The organism is Streptomyces sp. NPDC087422 (assembly GCF_044744145.1).
Classification (GTDB): domain Bacteria; phylum Actinomycetota; class Actinomycetes; order Streptomycetales; family Streptomycetaceae; genus Actinacidiphila.
In genome coordinates this window covers 119,067-134,844 of the sequence record NZ_JBIUXT010000002.1, presented here as the reverse complement: position 1 = coordinate 134,844, position 15,778 = coordinate 119,067, and the positions used below count along the sequence as shown (strand labels likewise).

At 72.9% G+C, this 15,778-nt stretch carries 12 protein-coding genes; 10 read left to right on the top strand and 2 right to left on the bottom strand.

Annotated features, from left to right (window positions below):
- The first annotated feature begins 48 nt into the window (after nucleotides 1-48).
- The 5 genes from ACIO6U_RS06445 to ACIO6U_RS06425 all read left to right on the top strand — a co-directional run bounded on the left by ACIO6U_RS06445 (nucleotide 49) and on the right by ACIO6U_RS06425 (nucleotide 6,742).
- Complete coding sequence (locus tag ACIO6U_RS06445; protein WP_355346959.1) at nucleotides 49-1,401, top strand: AMP-binding protein; 1,353 nt, start codon at nucleotides 49-51, stop codon at nucleotides 1,399-1,401.
- Nucleotides 1,402-1,580: 179 nt separating this feature from the next.
- Nucleotides 1,581-3,737, top strand: a complete 2,157-nt coding sequence (locus ACIO6U_RS06440) for an MMPL family transporter (RefSeq protein WP_355346962.1) — start codon at nucleotides 1,581-1,583, stop codon at nucleotides 3,735-3,737.
- Nucleotides 3,738-3,992: 255 nt separating this feature from the next.
- Nucleotides 3,993-4,886, top strand: coding sequence for a hypothetical protein (locus tag ACIO6U_RS06435; RefSeq protein ID WP_401716084.1), 894 nt, complete (start codon nucleotides 3,993-3,995; stop codon nucleotides 4,884-4,886).
- A gap of 129 nt (nucleotides 4,887-5,015) precedes the next feature.
- Entirely contained in the window at nucleotides 5,016-5,885 is an 870-nt protein-coding gene (locus tag ACIO6U_RS06430) for a MurR/RpiR family transcriptional regulator (protein ID WP_391051695.1), read from the top strand.
- A gap of 260 nt (nucleotides 5,886-6,145) precedes the next feature.
- Nucleotides 6,146-6,742 (top strand): hypothetical protein, encoded by a 597-nt coding sequence (locus ACIO6U_RS06425; protein WP_401716081.1) that lies wholly within the window; start codon nucleotides 6,146-6,148, stop codon nucleotides 6,740-6,742.
- A 220-nt stretch (nucleotides 6,743-6,962) separates the two neighbouring features.
- Here the strand turns inward: ACIO6U_RS06425 and ACIO6U_RS06420 are convergent, their stop codons facing one another.
- Nucleotides 6,963-8,288, bottom strand: coding sequence for a diaminopimelate decarboxylase (locus ACIO6U_RS06420; RefSeq protein ID WP_391051568.1), 1,326 nt, complete (start codon nucleotides 8,286-8,288; stop codon nucleotides 6,963-6,965).
- A gap of 173 nt (nucleotides 8,289-8,461) precedes the next feature.
- Here ACIO6U_RS06420 and hutU point away from each other — a divergent pair, with 173 nt between their 5' ends.
- The 4 genes from hutU (at nucleotide 8,462) to hutI (ending at nucleotide 14,166) form a co-directional block, all read left to right on the top strand.
- The gene (hutU, locus tag ACIO6U_RS06415; RefSeq protein ID WP_401716078.1) at nucleotides 8,462-10,129 is read left to right on the top strand and encodes a urocanate hydratase; all 1,668 of its coding nucleotides are present in this window, start codon (nucleotides 8,462-8,464) and stop codon (nucleotides 10,127-10,129) included.
- Nucleotides 10,130-10,286: 157 nt separating this feature from the next.
- Nucleotides 10,287-11,483 (top strand): allantoate amidohydrolase, encoded by a 1,197-nt coding sequence (locus ACIO6U_RS06410; protein WP_391128797.1) that lies wholly within the window; start codon nucleotides 10,287-10,289, stop codon nucleotides 11,481-11,483.
- On the top strand, nucleotides 11,474-12,814 hold the full coding sequence (locus ACIO6U_RS06405; RefSeq protein ID WP_355346977.1) for a formimidoylglutamate deiminase: 1,341 nt from the start codon (nucleotides 11,474-11,476) through the stop codon (nucleotides 12,812-12,814). Before ACIO6U_RS06410 ends, ACIO6U_RS06405 begins: the two co-directional genes overlap by 10 nt.
- A gap of 122 nt (nucleotides 12,815-12,936) precedes the next feature.
- The gene (hutI, locus tag ACIO6U_RS06400) at nucleotides 12,937-14,166 is read left to right on the top strand and encodes an imidazolonepropionase (RefSeq protein WP_401716073.1); all 1,230 of its coding nucleotides are present in this window, start codon (nucleotides 12,937-12,939) and stop codon (nucleotides 14,164-14,166) included.
- A gap of 107 nt (nucleotides 14,167-14,273) precedes the next feature.
- On the opposite strand, the gene ACIO6U_RS06395 is transcribed toward hutI, so the two are convergent.
- On the bottom strand, nucleotides 14,274-15,125 hold the full coding sequence (locus tag ACIO6U_RS06395; RefSeq protein ID WP_391162265.1) for a SigB/SigF/SigG family RNA polymerase sigma factor: 852 nt from the start codon (nucleotides 15,123-15,125) through the stop codon (nucleotides 14,274-14,276).
- 229 nt (nucleotides 15,126-15,354) lie between these two features.
- Between ACIO6U_RS06395 and ACIO6U_RS06390 the strand changes: the two genes are divergently transcribed.
- Nucleotides 15,355-15,723, top strand: coding sequence for an STAS domain-containing protein (locus tag ACIO6U_RS06390; protein ID WP_355346986.1), 369 nt, complete (start codon nucleotides 15,355-15,357; stop codon nucleotides 15,721-15,723).
- Nucleotides 15,724-15,778: the final 55 nt, after the last annotated feature.

Below are 15,778 nucleotides of genomic sequence, written 5' to 3'. Positions count from 1 at the left end.
TAGCCCCCGAATGCGCCGGGGGCCAGCCGTCCGCGAGGAGATTCCCGTATGCCTTCCCCCGTGCCGCAGCCGCCCGCCGTCCCCCTGCTCACGGCGCTGTACGAGGGCCGGGACCGGGCGGACGCGCTGACCGTGGACGGCCGGTCCTGTTCGTACGAGGAACTGCTGGGCGCCGCGGGCGCGGTCGCGCGGCGGGCGGCCGGGACCGGGGCCTTCGTCGTGGAGGCGACGGCGTCGCTGGAGACGGTGGCGGCCGTGGTCGGCGGGCTGCTCGCCGGGGTGCCGGTGGTGCCGCTCGCGCCGGACGCGGGCCCGGCCGAGCGCGAGCACGTCCTGCGCGACTCCGGCGCCCGGACGCTGCCGGTGGACTTCGCCGAGCGCGCCGACTTCACCGGGACGCCCGCGCCGGGGCCGGCCCTGATCCTCTACACCTCCGGCACCACGGGCCCGCCCAAGGGCGTACTGATCTCACGGGCCGCCGTCGCCGCCGACCTGGACGCGCTGGCCGCCGCCTGGCAGTGGACCGCCGACGACACCCTGGTGCACGGCCTGCCGCTCTTCCATGTGCACGGCCTGGTCCTCGGCGTGCTCGGCGCGCTGCGCACCGGCAGCCGCCTGGTGCACACCGGACGGCCGACCCCGCAGGCGTACGCGGCGGCGGGCGGCAGCCTCTACTTCGGCGTGCCGACCGTCTGGCACCGGGTGGTGCGGGACGAGGCCGCCGCCCGCGCGCTGTCCGGGGCCCGGCTGCTGGTCTCCGGCAGCGCGCCGCTGCCCGCGCCCGTCTTCCGCGACCTGCTGGCGCTCACCGGCCAGGCCCCGGTGGAGCGGTACGGCATGACCGAGACGCTGATCACCCTGAGCGCGCGGGCCGCGGGGGAGCGGCGCCCCGGCGCGGTCGGCACCCCGCTGCCCGGCATCCGTACCCGGATCGCGGAATCCGCCGACGGCGTCGGCGAGTTGCAGCTCACCGGGCCCACCCTCTTCGACGGCTACCTCGGGCGGCCCGAGGCGACGGCGGCCTCGTACACCGCCGACGGCTGGTTCCGTACCGGCGACATCGCGAGCGTGGACGAGGACGGCACGCACCGGATCGTCGGCCGGGCCTCCACCGACCTGATCAAATCCGGCGGTTACCGGATCGGCGCGGGCGAGGTGGAGAACGCGCTGCTCGACCACCCGGCGGTACGGGAGGCCGCCGTCGTCGGCGCGCCGCACGCGGACCTCGGCCAGCAGATCGTCGCGTACGTCGTCGCGGACGGGGTGACGGCGGCCGAACTGACGGACTACGTGGCCACCCGGCTGTCGGTCCACAAGCGGCCCAGAATGGTCCGGTTCCTGCCTGAACTGCCGCGCAACGCGATGGGGAAGCCGCAAAAGAAGTTGCTGCCGCCCGTATGAAAAAGGTAGGGATACGGGGGTCGGAGTTGCCGCTTGCCGGGCGGCAAGTAGGCTCCTGGCCTATCAGTCCACCCCCTTGCACACCACCGGGCGGCCGGTACACGCCGCCCGGGTCGCCGATACCCGGGCCCCGCTCCAAAGGGTGGCGGTGATACGCCCTGCCATGGAGGCAGCACCGCATGTTCCACCGCATCGGACGCACCGTCGTCCGCCATCCCGTATGGACGATCGTCGCGTGGCTGATCGCCGCCGTCGCGATCATCGCCACCGCACCGAGTCTCCCGTCCAACAGCGACGAGAGCAGCTTCCTGCCCAGCAGTTACGAGTCGATCAAGGCGATGGACGTCCAGGAGAAGGCGTTCCCCGCCGCCTTCACCCCGGCCGCGATCGTCCTCTACCAGCGCACGGACGGCGCGGCGCTGACCGACGCCGACAAGTCGGAGATCACCAAGATCACCGACGAGCTGGGCAAGAAGAAGATCGACCAGGTCCAGAAGGTCGTCCAGGGCAGCGCGTCCAAGGACGGCAAGTACCAGACCGCGCTGGTCCAGATGAACAAGGAGACGGCCGGCCAGCCCAAACAGGCCGACGCGGCCAAGGCGCTGCGTGACGACTCCACGGCGCTCGCCAAGGGCACCGATCTGAAGGTGCAGGTCGGCGGGCAGGCGGCCCAGGCCCTCGACCAGCAGGACGCGGGCAAGACGTCGGACGCCGTGGCGCTCGTCGGCTCCCTGCTGATCATCATCATCACGCTGGCGATCATCTTCAGATCGCCGCTCATCGCGATCATGCCGCTGGTCATCCTGACCGGCGTCGTCTTCACCGTCGCCAACGCGCTGATCGCGGACGCCACCAAGATCTTCGGACTCCAGGCCAACAGCTCCATCTCGGCGCTGCTGATCGTGGTCGTCCTCGGCGTCGGCACCGACTACTTCCTCTTCCTGATGTTCCGCTACCGAGAACGGCTGCGGGCGGGTGACGAACCCAAGGAAGCGATGATCAACAGCGTCACCCGCGTCGGCGAGGCCATCGCCTCGGCGGCGGGCGCGGTCATCATCTCCTTCCTGGCGCTGGCGCTGTCCACCCTGGGCTTCCTCACCCAGCTCGGCCCGGCGCTGGCCATCCTGGTCGCCGTCACCCTGATCGCGGGCCTCACGCTCTTCCCCGCGATCTGCTCGCTGATCCCGCCGCGCGCCCTGTTCTGGCCCGGCAAGAAGTGGCAGCAGGAGCCCTCCGACGCGCGCTTCGCGGCCATCGGCCGGGTCGTCGGCCGCAGGTCCGGCATGGTGGCGATCGTCTCCGGTCTCGTCATGCTGCTGCTCGCGCTCGGCACCCTCGGCTACAAGGCGTCCTACGACCTGGCGTCCGGGTCGATCCCGAAGACCAAGGAGTCGATGGTCGTCCAGGACACCCTCCAGAAGGCGTACTCGGCCGGTGCGGCGGAGCCGACCTCGGTCTTCCTCACCAGCACCTCGAACAAGCCGCTGGGCTCGGTCGACTACACCGCGTACGCCGACAAGCTGAAGAAGGTCGACGGCGTCGCGGACGTCTCCTTCGACCAGAAGAACGACCTCAACAAGGACGGCACCACCGCGAACTTCACGGTGACCCTGAAGTACGAGTCGGCCAGCGACAAGGCGATCGCCGCGGTGGGTGATGTGCGCACGGTCGCGCACGACAACGCCCCGCCCGGCACCGAGGCCCTCGTCGGCGGCTCGTCCTCGATCTTCAAGGACATCAACGCGGCGGTGAACCACGACTACAAGACGGTCTTCCCGGTCGCCGCGATCCTCATCATGATCATCCTGGGACTGCTGCTGCGCAGCGTCGTGGCGCCCTGGTACCTCATCGCGTCCGTCGCCCTCGGCTTCGGCGCCACCCTCGGCGCGACCGTGCTCATCTTCGGCCGCGGCGACGGGCTGATCTTCCTGCTGCCGATCATCATGTATCTGTTCGTCGTCGCCATCGGCACCGACTACAACATCCTCATGATCGCCCGGTTGCGGGAGGAGGCGCAGGAAGGCCGCGAGCCACGCGAGGCCGCCAGCATGGCGCTGCGGCACGCGGGTCCGACGATCGGCGCCGCGGGATTCATCCTGGCCGCGACCTTCGCGACCCTGATGCTCTCCGGCAACGCCTTCCTGACCCAGATGGGCTTCGCCGTCGCCTTCGGCATCATCGTCGCCGCCTTCGTCATGGCCATGTTCTTCACCCCCAGCCTCACCGCCCTGATGGGGCACGCGGCCTGGTGGCCCGGCCACGCCGACCGCACCCGCGCGGCCGCACCCGGCGGTCCCGCTCCCGAGCGCGAACTGGACGAGTCGGGCCACCGCTGACCCCGCGCGGTGCGGTCCGCTCGGTCCGCACTGTTCGTCCTTTATGTCCGACTCGCTCCGGCTTCTGAAGGGGCCGGGCAGGTGTTCACCGCCTGCCCGGCCCCTTCGCCGTGCCGGTCGAGGACGCGGGTGGGTAAACCTCGCAAACCCTGACGGCGTCCTACGTCATGGTCCGCATGGGGCGGATGTCCGGCGGATAGACGCGTCTATACGCTTGTGGGCGGAGTTTGGGAGCGGGAGAGGGGGCGGTGTCGGGTGCCGGGCAAGGTCCGCGAGGGGAGTCGGGGCGCCGCGGAGCGGGTGGGGACGGCACTGCGGGGAGCCCTGCGGCTGATCTGGCGGACCGTGCGCGGCGAGTGGCAGGGGATCGTCGTCGCGCCGGTGCGTGAGCTGCTGCGCCGCGGGCTGCCCGGACTGTCCCTGGCGTTCCTCGCCGGGCTCGGGGTGATCTTCTTCCACGGGATAGCGCAGAGCAGGGCGGGCGCGACCGTGGTGCGCGTGGTCGGCGGTGTCTACGCCGATCTGCCGCTGCCGCTGGCCCTGTTGCGGACACCGGTCTCGCTGTACGTCCCCGCGCTCGACCTGCCCGTGTGGGCGGGCATGACGCAGCTCTTCCTCGCCTTCGCGCTCGCCGAGCTGGTACTCGGGCGGGCCAGGACGCTGGTGATCGCGTACACCACGACGCTGGTCGGCACCCTCATGGCGCGCGCCATGATCGCGATGGGCACCGGCTGGTGGGGGCTCGGGCTGCCGCCCGACGCCGGGGCGATCCTCGACACCGGACCGTCGGCCGCCGTCGTCGGGCTCTTCACCTATCTGTCGATCACGCAGCGCGCGCCCATCGTCTTCTTCTTCACCGGCGGCTCCATGGTCATGGAGTCCGTCATCAAGCCGAATCTGGCGGGCCGCGAGCACCTGATCGCCATCGCCACCGCGATCGTCCTGGCCGTCGTCCACCGCCGCCACGCGCTGTCGGCCTCGCGCGTGATCCGCAGCTCCGTCGCCGAGGAACACTCCCGCCGGGTCGAGGAGCACCCCCTCCGGGCCGAGGAGAATCTCCTCCGGGCCGAAGAGCGCCCGCACCGAACCGAGGAGCGCCCCCTGCGGGTCGAGGAGAACCGCGACCTGCCGGGCGCCCAGGCACCGTAGCCTTGCCCCGACTGCATATCGTCATGCAGAGTCTTGTCCCAGTGAATAAGAGCCGGTGGACGGGGTCACGATGGGCTGGGCGGCGAAGGTCGGGAACGGCGAAGGGCCGGTGCGGTGACGGGGAGCGACGTGGTGACGGGCGGCGACGCGGCGGCTCGGGACGCGGCGGGCGGCGCCTCGGCCCGGCTGCTGAAACTCTTCGAGGCGCACCGCCTCACGCCCACCCAGCGGCGGATCGCGCACTGCCTGGTGCGTAAGGCCGCGCAGGCACCGTACCTGTCCAGCGTGGAGGTGGCGGAACTGGCGGGCGTCAGCCAGCCGTCGGTCACCCGTTTCGCCGTCGCCCTCGGCTTCGACGGCTACCCGGCGCTCCGCCGCCACCTGCGCGAGGTCGCGCCCGCGCCCGCGGAGCCGGAGACGGCCGCGTACAACGAGTACCAGCAGGCCGTGCACGCCGAGATCGAGAATCTGCGGCACCTCGCGGAACTGCTCGGCGACACCGGGCCCGCCACCCGCGCGGGCGCCGTACTTGCCGCGTCCCGGCCGCTCCCGGTCCTCGGCCTGCGCGCGGCCGGCGCCCAGGCCCGCGGCTTCGCGTACTTCGCCGCCAAGGTCCACCCCGACGTGCGGCTCCTCGACGAGGGCGGCACGATGCTCGCCGACCGGCTCGACGCGGCCGTGCGCGCCGGAGCCACCGCCCTCCTGTGCTTCGCGCTGCCCCGCCACCCCCGTGAGGTCGTCGACGCCCTCGCCCACGCCCGCGCGGCCGGCCTGACCGTCGTCACCGTCGCCGACAGCGCCTTCGCCCCCGTCGCCGCCCACACCGACCTCCTCCTCCCCGCCGCCGTCGGCACCGGCCTCGCCTTCGACACCGCCTGCGCCCCCATGCTCCTCGGCCGCGTCCTCCTGGAGTCCATGTGCGACGCCCTCCCCGACGCCCAGGCGCGCCTGGAGGAATTCGACGCCCGGGCGGCGGCGCGGGGCGTCTTCACCGAGTAGCGCCTCGGGCGCCGTTCTGATGGCCTGGCACCGTTCTCAGGGCCCGGTGCCGGTCTCATGGGCCGGTGCCGGTCTCATGGGTCCGGCGCCGCCCCGCCCGCGGCGAATCCGCATGATTCCGGGCCGGAAGCCGCACTTCTTAACGAAAATCTGAGAAACACTGAGTACCCTCCCCACCACTTGCTGGGTGATGCCGTGGCGAAGGACGGCAGCGAAGGAGGAGGCGCGACGTGGTGCGCGGGGCCTACACATTGGCACGGGTGGCAGTGACGGTGCGCGCGGCGGCGTGCTGGCTGTGGTGGGCGGGGGTGATCGCGGCCGTGCCGGGCACGGCGGTGACCTTCAGCCCGACGGGACGCCGGATCGGCGTCATGGCGGGCGCGGTGGCGTTCATCGTCGCCGCGGTGACCGCCTACGCGGTACGCGGCGGCCGGTACGCCGAGCGGGCGAGCGCCGCGACCAAGGCGGCGAAGAGCGTCTTCCTCCAGGACCGCAGGGTCACCGCCCGCGCCTGGCTGCGCCGCCGCAGGTGGTGGCTGCTCGCCGCCTGCGTGGTGGCCGCGGCCTCGTCGCTCGCGCTGCCCTGCGCGGGCGGCATGCTGCTCGGCGGCATCGGCGCCGGGCTGTGGGCCAAGTCCCGCAGGATCGGCCGGATCGAGCGCTCCCAGGACGCCCTGCTGTGGGTCCGCCCGGACGGCGACGGCGCCGCCTACCAGCTCACCGGGATCGCCGCGGGCGACGCGGCCCCCGGCGGCGGTCGCCGCCGCGGCCCGGTGACCGCCGCCAACCCCGTCGCGGCCCCGGCGCCGCGCCGCCGCTCCGCGCGCCCGGCCCGTCCGCGCGCCGGACGGTCCTGAGCCGAGGGAAGGCGACCGCCGGGTGGCCGCCGCCGGGCGGTCCTGACCTGAGGGATGGTGACCGCCGTGTGACGGCGCCGCCCGGCACCGGGCGGTCCTGACCTGGGCGAAGGCGACCGCCCGGTGGCTGCCGCTGGGCGGTGCTGACCCGCGTGACGGCGGTCGGCCCGGCACCGGGCTGCCCCTGCGCTAAGTGAAGGCGACCGCCCGGTCGTCGCCGTCAGCCCCGGCGCAGGGGCGGCAGGGCGCCGCCGCTCTCCGCGACCAGGTCGTCCAGGGTCTGGGCGGTCCTGACCCGGGCGAAGGTGACCGAGCCCGTGCTGTCCGCGGTGTAGCCGTGGACGGCGGGCCGGGGCAGCGAGTTGTACGCGAAGTGGTTCGAGAAGTAGTACGCGCCGGTGTCGAGCAGCGCGACAAAATCACCCGCGTCCAGCAGCGGCAGCGCCCGGCCCTGCGCGACCAGGTCGCCCGCGAAGCAGCACGGCCCCGCCACGTCCTGCACGACCGGCTCGCCGTCCTTCTCGCGGCCCTTCCCGTCCAGCGCCAGCACCCGTATCGGCCACGCCTCGGGGACGAAGACGGTACGGGTGGCCACCTGCGCGCCCGCGTGCGTCACCGCGATCGGCCGCCCGCCCGCGGACTTGGCGTACTCCACCCGCGCCAGCACCGTGCCGTTCTTGGCCAGCAGCGAGCGCCCGAACTCGGTGACGATGCCGTAGCGCCCGTCGAAGAGGCCGGGCACCTCGGCGCGCAGCACGCGCGCGTAGTCCGCGAAGGACGGCGCGACGTCGTCGGAGCGGAAGTTCACCGGCAGGCCGCCGCCGATGTCGAGCACGCTGACCTGCTGCCGCCCGGCCGCCGCGTTGATCCGCTCGGCCAGCTCGTACGCGGCCCGCACGCCCGCCGCCATCAGTTCGAGCGGCACACCCTGCGAACCGGTGTGGGTGTGCAGCCGGTTGAGCCAGGGGCGCTCGGCGTACGCGCGCAGCACCCACTCCTCCGCGCCCGGGTCGCGCAGCGCCACGCCGAACTTCGAGGTGGCCGTCGCGGTGCTCATCGCGCCGATCGTGCCGCCGCCCACCTGCGGGTTGACCCGCAGCCCGACGGGGGAGGCCGACTCCGCCCCGGCCAGGCGCAGCGCGTCGATCCTGGCCAGCTCCTGCGGATTGTCCGCGTTGACGGCGATGCCCAGCTCCAGCGCCTCGCGCAGCTCCGCCACGGTCTTGGCGGGGGAGTCCAGCACGGTCCGGTCGGCCGGGATGCCCGCGGCGCGCGCCAGCGCCAGCTCGCCGGGGCTGGCGACCTCCGCGCCGAGCCCGCACTCGCCGAGCAGCGCGAGCACCGGGACGAGGGAGGCGGCCTTGACGGCGAAGGTGTGGGTGACGGCCACGCCCGGCGTCGCGAAGGCGGCGTGCAGCGCCGTCGCCGAGCGTTCGATGCCGGTGACGTCCAGCAGACCGACGACCGGCTCCGCCTCGCCGACCAGTCCCTGCTCCACCGCGGCACGCAGCGCGTGCCCTCGCCGTATTCCCAGTTCATCCGTCATGACATCCATCCCACCACCTCCCCGCCCGCGCCCGCCAACCCGGCTCAAGGAGTGGTCGCGCCGATCTCACCGGGGCCGCGCGACCGCACCTTGTTGACTAGAGCTATTCAGCTAGTCAGGATGTGAATGGATGCACCCACACCGGGTGCGCCGACGACGAGGAGGCCGCACCGATGACGGGACCGAGGCCGGTACGCGCACCGCGCGGTACGGAACTGAGCGCGCTGGGCTGGCAGCAGGAAGCCGCGTTGCGCATGTTGCAGAACAACCTCGACCCGGAGGTCGCCGAGCACCCCGACAAGCTCGTCGTCTACGGCGGCACCGGCAAGGCCGCCCGCGACTGGAACTCCTTCGACGCCATGGTCCGCACCCTGCGCGGCCTCAAGCAGGACGAGACGATGCTCGTCCAGTCCGGCCGCCCGGTCGGCGTCATGCAGACCCACGAGTGGGCGCCGCGCGTCCTCATCGCCAACTCCAACCTCGTCGGCGACTGGGCGAACTGGGAGGAATTCCGCCGCCTCGAAGCCCTGGGCCTGACCATGTACGGCCAGATGACCGCCGGCTCGTGGATCTACATCGGCACCCAGGGCATCCTCCAGGGCACCTACGAGACCTTCGCCGCCGTCGCCGCCAAGCGCTTCGACGGCTCGCTCGCCGGGACCATCACCCTCACCGCCGGACTCGGCGGCATGGGCGGCGCCCAGCCGCTGGCCGTCACCATGAACGGCGGCGTCGTGCTCTGTATCGACGTCGACCCGCGCGCCATCGAGCGCCGTATCGAGCACCGCTACCTCGACGTGAAGGCCGACTCGCTGGAGCACGCGCTGCGGCTGGCCACCGAGGCCCGCGACGCCCGCCGCCCGCTGTCCATCGGCGTCCTCGGCAACGCCGCCGAACTGGTGCCCCAACTGCTCGCCATGGGCGCCCCCATCGACATCGTCACCGACCAGACCTCCGCCCACGACCCGCTCGCGTACCTCCCGCTCGGCATCGACTTCTCCGACATGGCCGACTACGCGGCCGAGAAGCCCGCCGAATTCACCCAGCGGGCCCGCGAATCCATGGCCACGCACGTCGAGGCCATGGTCGGCTTCCAGGACGCGGGCGCCGAGGTCTTCGACTACGGCAACTCCATCCGCGGCGAGGCCCAACTCGCCGGGTACGAGCGGGCCTTCGCCTTCCCCGGCTTCGTCCCCGCCTACATCAGGCCGCTGTTCTGCGAGGGCAAGGGCCCCTTCCGCTGGGCCGCGCTGTCCGGCGAGGCGTCCGACATCCACAAGACCGACAAGGCCATCCTCGAACTCTTCCCCGAGAACGAGTCGCTGGCCCGCTGGATCCGCCTCGCGGGCGAACGCGTCCAGTTCCAGGGCCTGCCCGCCCGCATCTGCTGGCTCGGCTACGGCGAACGCGACCGCGCGGGCGAGCGCTTCAACGAGATGGTCGCCGACGGCACCCTCGCCGCGCCCGTCGTCATCGGCCGCGACCACCTCGACGCCGGTTCCGTCGCCTCCCCCTACCGCGAGACCGAGGCCATGCTCGACGGCTCCGACGCCATCGCCGACTGGCCGCTGCTCAACGCCATGGTCAACGTCGCCTCCGGCGCCTCCTGGGTCTCCATCCACCACGGCGGCGGCGTCGGCATCGGCCGCAGCATCCACGCCGGCCAGGTCACCGTCGCCGACGGCACCCCCCTCGCCGCCGAGAAGATCCGCCGCGTCCTCACCAACGACCCCGGCATGGGCGTCATCCGCCACGTCGACGCGGGCTACGACCGCGCCGACGAGGTGGCCGCCGAGCGCGGCGTGCGCGTCCCGATGCGGGAGGGCACCTCCGGTGAATGACTTCGCGCCCCCACACAATGCACCCCCTCCGGCGTTCGAGGAGCGGGGTCCAGGGGCCGAGCCCCCCGTTCCGGGAAGGGGCGGGCCAGGGGAGAACGGGCCAGGGGAGAACGGCTCAGGGGCGAAACAGCCCGCCGCGGGCGCGTCCTTCCACGCGATGTGGCGCGACCTCCTCCCGGTCGGCCGGGACACCGGAACCGGCGGCTACCGCCGCTACGCCTGGACCCCGGCGGACACCGACTGCCGCGCCTGGTTCCGCGCCCAAGCGGAGTCCCGCGCCCTGACCTACGAGGTCGACCGCAACGGCAACCAGTGGGCCTGGCAGGGCGACCCGACGGCGGGCGACGCCGTCGTCACCGGCTCCCACCTGGACTCCGTCCCCGACGGCGGCCCCTTCGACGGCCCGCTCGGCGTCATCTCCTCCTTCGCCGCCCTCGACGAACTCCGCGCCCGCGGCGCGACCCCCACCCGCCCCCTGGCCCTGGTCAACTTCACCGACGAGGAAGGCGCCCGCTTCGGCGTCGCCTGCGCCGGTTCCCGGCTGAGCGCGGGCCAGTTGACCCCGGAGCGCGCCAGGGAACTGCGCGACGCGGACGGCGTGAGCCTCGCCCGGGCCATGGAGGCGGCGGGCCAGGACCCGGAGGCGATCGGCCCCGACGCCGAACGCCTCGCCCGGATCGGCGCCTTCGTGGAACTCCACATCGAACAGGGCCGGGCCCTGGACCTGTCGGGCGACGCGGTCGGCGTCGCCTCGGCGATCTGGCCGCACGGCCGCTGGCGGTTCGACTTCACCGGCGAGGCCAACCACGCGGGCACCACCCGCCTGGAGGACCGCCGCGACCCGATGCTGACCTACGCCAACACGGTGCTGGCCGCCCGCAAGAAGGCCCGCCTCGCGGGCGCCCTCGCGACCTTCGGCAAGGTCAGCGTGGAACCCAACGGCGTCAACGCCATCGCCTCACTCGTTCGGGGCTGGCTCGACTCGCGCGCCGCGGACGAGGCCACCCTCGCCGAGGTCGTCACCGCCATCGAGCAGGCCGCGACCGAGCGCGGCGCCCGCGACGGCGTGGACGTGCGGGTCGTGCGCGAATCCTTCACCCCGGTGGTGGAATTCGCCCACGACCTGCGCGACCGCCTCACCGCGCTGCTCGGCGGCGCCGCGCCCGTACCGGTCCTTCCGACCGGCGCGGGACACGACGCGGGCATCCTGTCCGCGACCGTCCCAACCGCCATGCTGTTCGTACGCAACCCCACCGGCGTCTCGCACTCCCCGGCCGAATCGGCGGCCGAGGACGACTGCGTCGCCGGTGTGACCGCACTCGCCGACGTACTGGAAGGTCTCGCGTGCAGGTGACGTACTGGCTGGAGCACGCCTGGCTCGGCACCCATGTCGAGCCGGGCGTCGCGCTCACGGTCGCGGACGAACGCATCACCGAGGTCAGCACAGGCGTGGACGCGCCGCCCGCCGGGGCGACCGTCCTGCGCGGCCTGACCCTGCCCGGCCTGGCCAACGCCCACAGCCACGCCTTCCACCGGGCCCTGCGCGGCACCGTGCAAGTCGGCTCCGGGACCTTCTGGACCTGGCGCGAGTTCATGTACGGCGTCGCGCAGAAGCTCACCCCCGACACGTACTTCGACCTCGCGCGCGCCGTCTACGCCGAGATGGCGCTGGCCGGGATCACCGCGGTCGGCGAATTCCACTACCTGCACCACCAGCCGGGCGGCACCCCGTACGACAATCCCAACGCCATGGGCGAGGCCCTGATCGCCGCCGCGGGCGCGGCCGGGATCCGGATCACGCTGCTCGACACCGTCTACCTGCACGGCGGCCTGAACCGGAACGGCTACGCGCCGCTGGCCGGACCGCAGACCCGCTTCGGCGACGGCACCGCCGACCGCTGGTACGAGCGCTGGTCGCAGCTCAAGGGCGGCGGCCACGCGACGATCGGCGCCGCGCTGCACTCGGTGCGGGCCTTCTCCGCGAGCGACGGCTACACGGCCTTCGCCCGCTGGACCGACGGCGTGCCGACGCACATCCACCTGTCCGAGCAGCCCGCGGAGAACGAGGCGTGCGTCGCGGTGCACGGCCGCACCCCGGCCCGGCTGCTCGCGGACTCCGGCTTCTGGAAGCCGACCGCCACCGCCGTGCACGCCACGCACCTCACCGGTGAGGACATCGGCCTGATCGGGCGCGCGGGCAGCACCGTCTGCATGTGCCCCACGACGGAACGCGACCTGGCCGACGGCATCGGCCCGGCGCCCCGGCTCAAGGCGGCGGGCAGCCCGCTGAGCCTGGGCAGCGACAGCCACGCAGTCATCGACCTCTTCGAGGAGGCGCGCGCCATGGAGCTGAACGAACGGCTGCGCACCCGCGCCCGCGGCCACTGGACCGCGGCCCAACTGCTGCGCGCCGCCACCGAGGACGGTCACGCGAGCCTCGGCCGACCCGACGCGGGCCGCCTGGAACCGGGCTGCGCCGCGGACTTCACCACGATCGCGCTGGACTCCGTCCGCACCGCCGGACCCCTGCCCCGGCTGGGCGCGGAGACCGCCGTATTCGCGGCCACGGGCGCGGATGTGACGTCCACCGTGGTCGGCGGCCGGCAGATCGTCCGTGACGGGCGGCATCAGCTCGTCGAGGACGTGCCCGCCGCCCTGGCAGCGGCCATCGCGGCCACCCGCTGAGTCCGAGCCGGAACCCGAGCCCGAATCCGAACCCCCTCGCGGGGCGCCCACCGAGCCCGTCCCCGAGCCCCGGCACGCCGCCCCCGCCCCCGTGCCCGCGTCCGAAGGAGAACCCCCGCGCGATGACCAGCAGCCCGGCGACCAGCAGCCCGGCGACCAGCGCCCCCAGCGGCCCGGCGCACAGCACGGCCATCACCAACATCGGCAGTCTGGTCACCAACGATCCCTCCCTCCGCACCCCGGAAAACCCCCTCGGCCTGATCCAGGACGCCGCCGTCGTCATCGAGGGCGACCGCGTCGTCTGGACCGGTACCCACAGCAAAGCACCCGCCACTGACAGTCACCACGACGCCGGGGGCCGGGCGCTGCTCCCCGGCTTCGTGGACTCCCACGCGCACCTGGTCTTCGCGGGCGACAGGACCGCCGAATTCCACGCCCGGATGTCGGGCCGCCCCTACTTCGCGGGCGGCATCCGCACCACGGTCGCGGCCACCCGCGCGGCCACCGACGACGAACTGTCGGCGAACGTCGCCCGCTACCTCGCGGAGGCGCTGCGGCAGGGCACCACGACGCAGGAGACCAAGTCCGGCTACGGCCTGACCACGCACGACGAGGCCCGCGCGCTGCGGATCGCGGCCGGTCACACCGACGAGGTGACGTACCTGGGCGCCCATGTCGTCGCCCCGGAGTTCGCCGACGACCCGGCGGCGTACGTCGCCCTGGTGACCGGCGAGATGCTGGACGCCTGCGCGCCGCACGCCCGCTGGATCGACGTCTTCTGCGAGGAGGGCGCCTTCGACGGCGACCAGGCCCGCGCGGTCCTCACCGCGGGCGCGGCCCGCGGACTGATCCCGCGCGTGCACGCCAACCAGCTCTCGTACGGCCCCGGCGTGCGCCTCGCCGTCGAGCTGGACGCGGCCTCGGCCGACCACTGCACGCATCTGACGGACGCCGACGTGGACGCGCTCGCCAGCGCGCCGCGTACGGTCGCGACGCTGTTGCCCGGCGCCGAATTCTCCACCCGGGCCGTCTACCCGGACGCCCGGCGGCTGCTGGACGCGGGCGCGACGGTGGCGCTGTCCACGGACTGCAACCCGGGCTCGTCCTTCACCAGCTCCATGGCCTTCTGCGTGGCCCTCGCGGTCCGCGACATGGGCATGACGCCCGACGAGGCCGTCCTGGCCGCCACCCTCGGCGGCGCCCGGGCGCTGCGCCGTACGGACGTCGGCACGGTCGCGCCCGGCGCCCGCGCCGATCTGCACCTGCTGGACGCCCCCAGCCACGTCCACCTCGCCTACCGCCCTGGAGTCCCCCTGACGGCGGCGGTGTGGCAGGCCGGGAAGCGCCTCTGAAGCGCCGAGGAGCGCGTCTGAGCGCCCGGGGGAGGCTGCTTAGGGTCTGTGCGGCGGGCGGGCGTGCCAGGGGGCGAAGGGGCCGTTCGTGATCCGCCGGACAGGCCCTAGTCCTCAACCATCAGTCCGCGGCGCAGTCGCGCCAGCGTGCGCGACAGCAGCCGTGACACGTGCATCTGCGAGATGCCCAGCTCCTCGCCGATCTCGGACTGCGTGAGATTGGCGACGAAGCGCAGCGACAAGATGGTGCGGTCGCGCGGTGCGAGCCCGGCGATCAGCGGCTTCAGGGACTCGACGTACTCGATGCCCTCGAGGTCGTGGTCCTCGTAGCCGATCCGGTCGGCCAGCGCGCCCTCCGGGTCGTCCTCCGCGGGCTGGGCGTCCAGCGAACTGGCGGTGTACGCGTTGCTCGCCGCCATGCCCTCGACGATCTCGTGCTCGGGCAGCCCGAGGCGCTCGGCGAGCTCCCGCACGGTCGGGGAGCGGTCCAGTTGCTGGGCCAGCTCGTCGCCCGCCTTGGCGAGGTCGAGCCGCAGCTCCTGGAGCCGCCGCGGCACCCGCACCGACCAGCTCGTGTCACGGAAGAAACGTTTGATCTCACCGATGATCGTCGGCATCGCGAACGTGGGGAACTCCACACCGCGGCTCAGCTCGAACCGGTCGATCGCCTTGATCAGGCCGATCGTGCCGACCTGGACGATGTCCTCCATCGGCTCGCTGCGGGTGCGGAAGCGCGAGGCGGCGAATTTCACCAGCGCCAGATTGAGTTCGACCAGGGTGTTGCGGACATACGAGTACTCGGTGGTGCCCTCCTCCAGCGACTGGAGGCGGGCGAAGAGCGTCTTCGACAGAGCGCGGGCGTCGACCGGTCCTATACGGTCGTACGGCGGGATCTCGGGAAGTCCCTCAAGGCCCTTGAGCTGCTCGTGCGCATGATCCAGGCTCAGCCGGGGTGTCATGTGCTCCTCCCTCTCTTGAGACCTTTCGCGACCACTCGCGGCGATGGATGGAGCGGTGCCGTATCTCCACCCCTACCCCGATTCCCCGGCCGGTCGCAAATTCCCTCGAACGGGTGAGGTACGGTCCGCTGGACCGTTCCTGCCGGGCCCGCGACCTCCGACTACCGCGCCATCTGCGAAAAGCGTAGGGTCGGGGGGCGTGTCAACACGGACGCACAGAGGAGCGCACATGGACCGCGATGTGGTCGGCACGGCCGACCTGGGAAGGCTGCGTGTCGAGGTGGGACACCACGGCCGATCCGCGGTCTTCGCCCCCACGGGCGAGTTGGACCACCACACCGCTGACCTGCTGAGCGAGCCGCTCGACGCGGCTCTCGACGCGGGCACCACCCGGCTGGTGATCGACTGCTCGGGCCTGGAGTTCTGCGACTCCACGGGGCTGAACGTGTTGCTGAGCGCGCGACTGCGGGCGGACGCCGCCGGGGGGGCCGTCCATCTGGCCGCCATGCAGCCGACGGTCGCCCGCGTTTTCGAGATCACCGGGGCGGACACGGTTTTCACCGTGCACGCCACGCTGGACCAGGCGCTTCAGGAGTAGCGGGGTGCGTACGGGGGCCATGGGACGTGAGTGGCGATTTCCTGCGGGACGATGT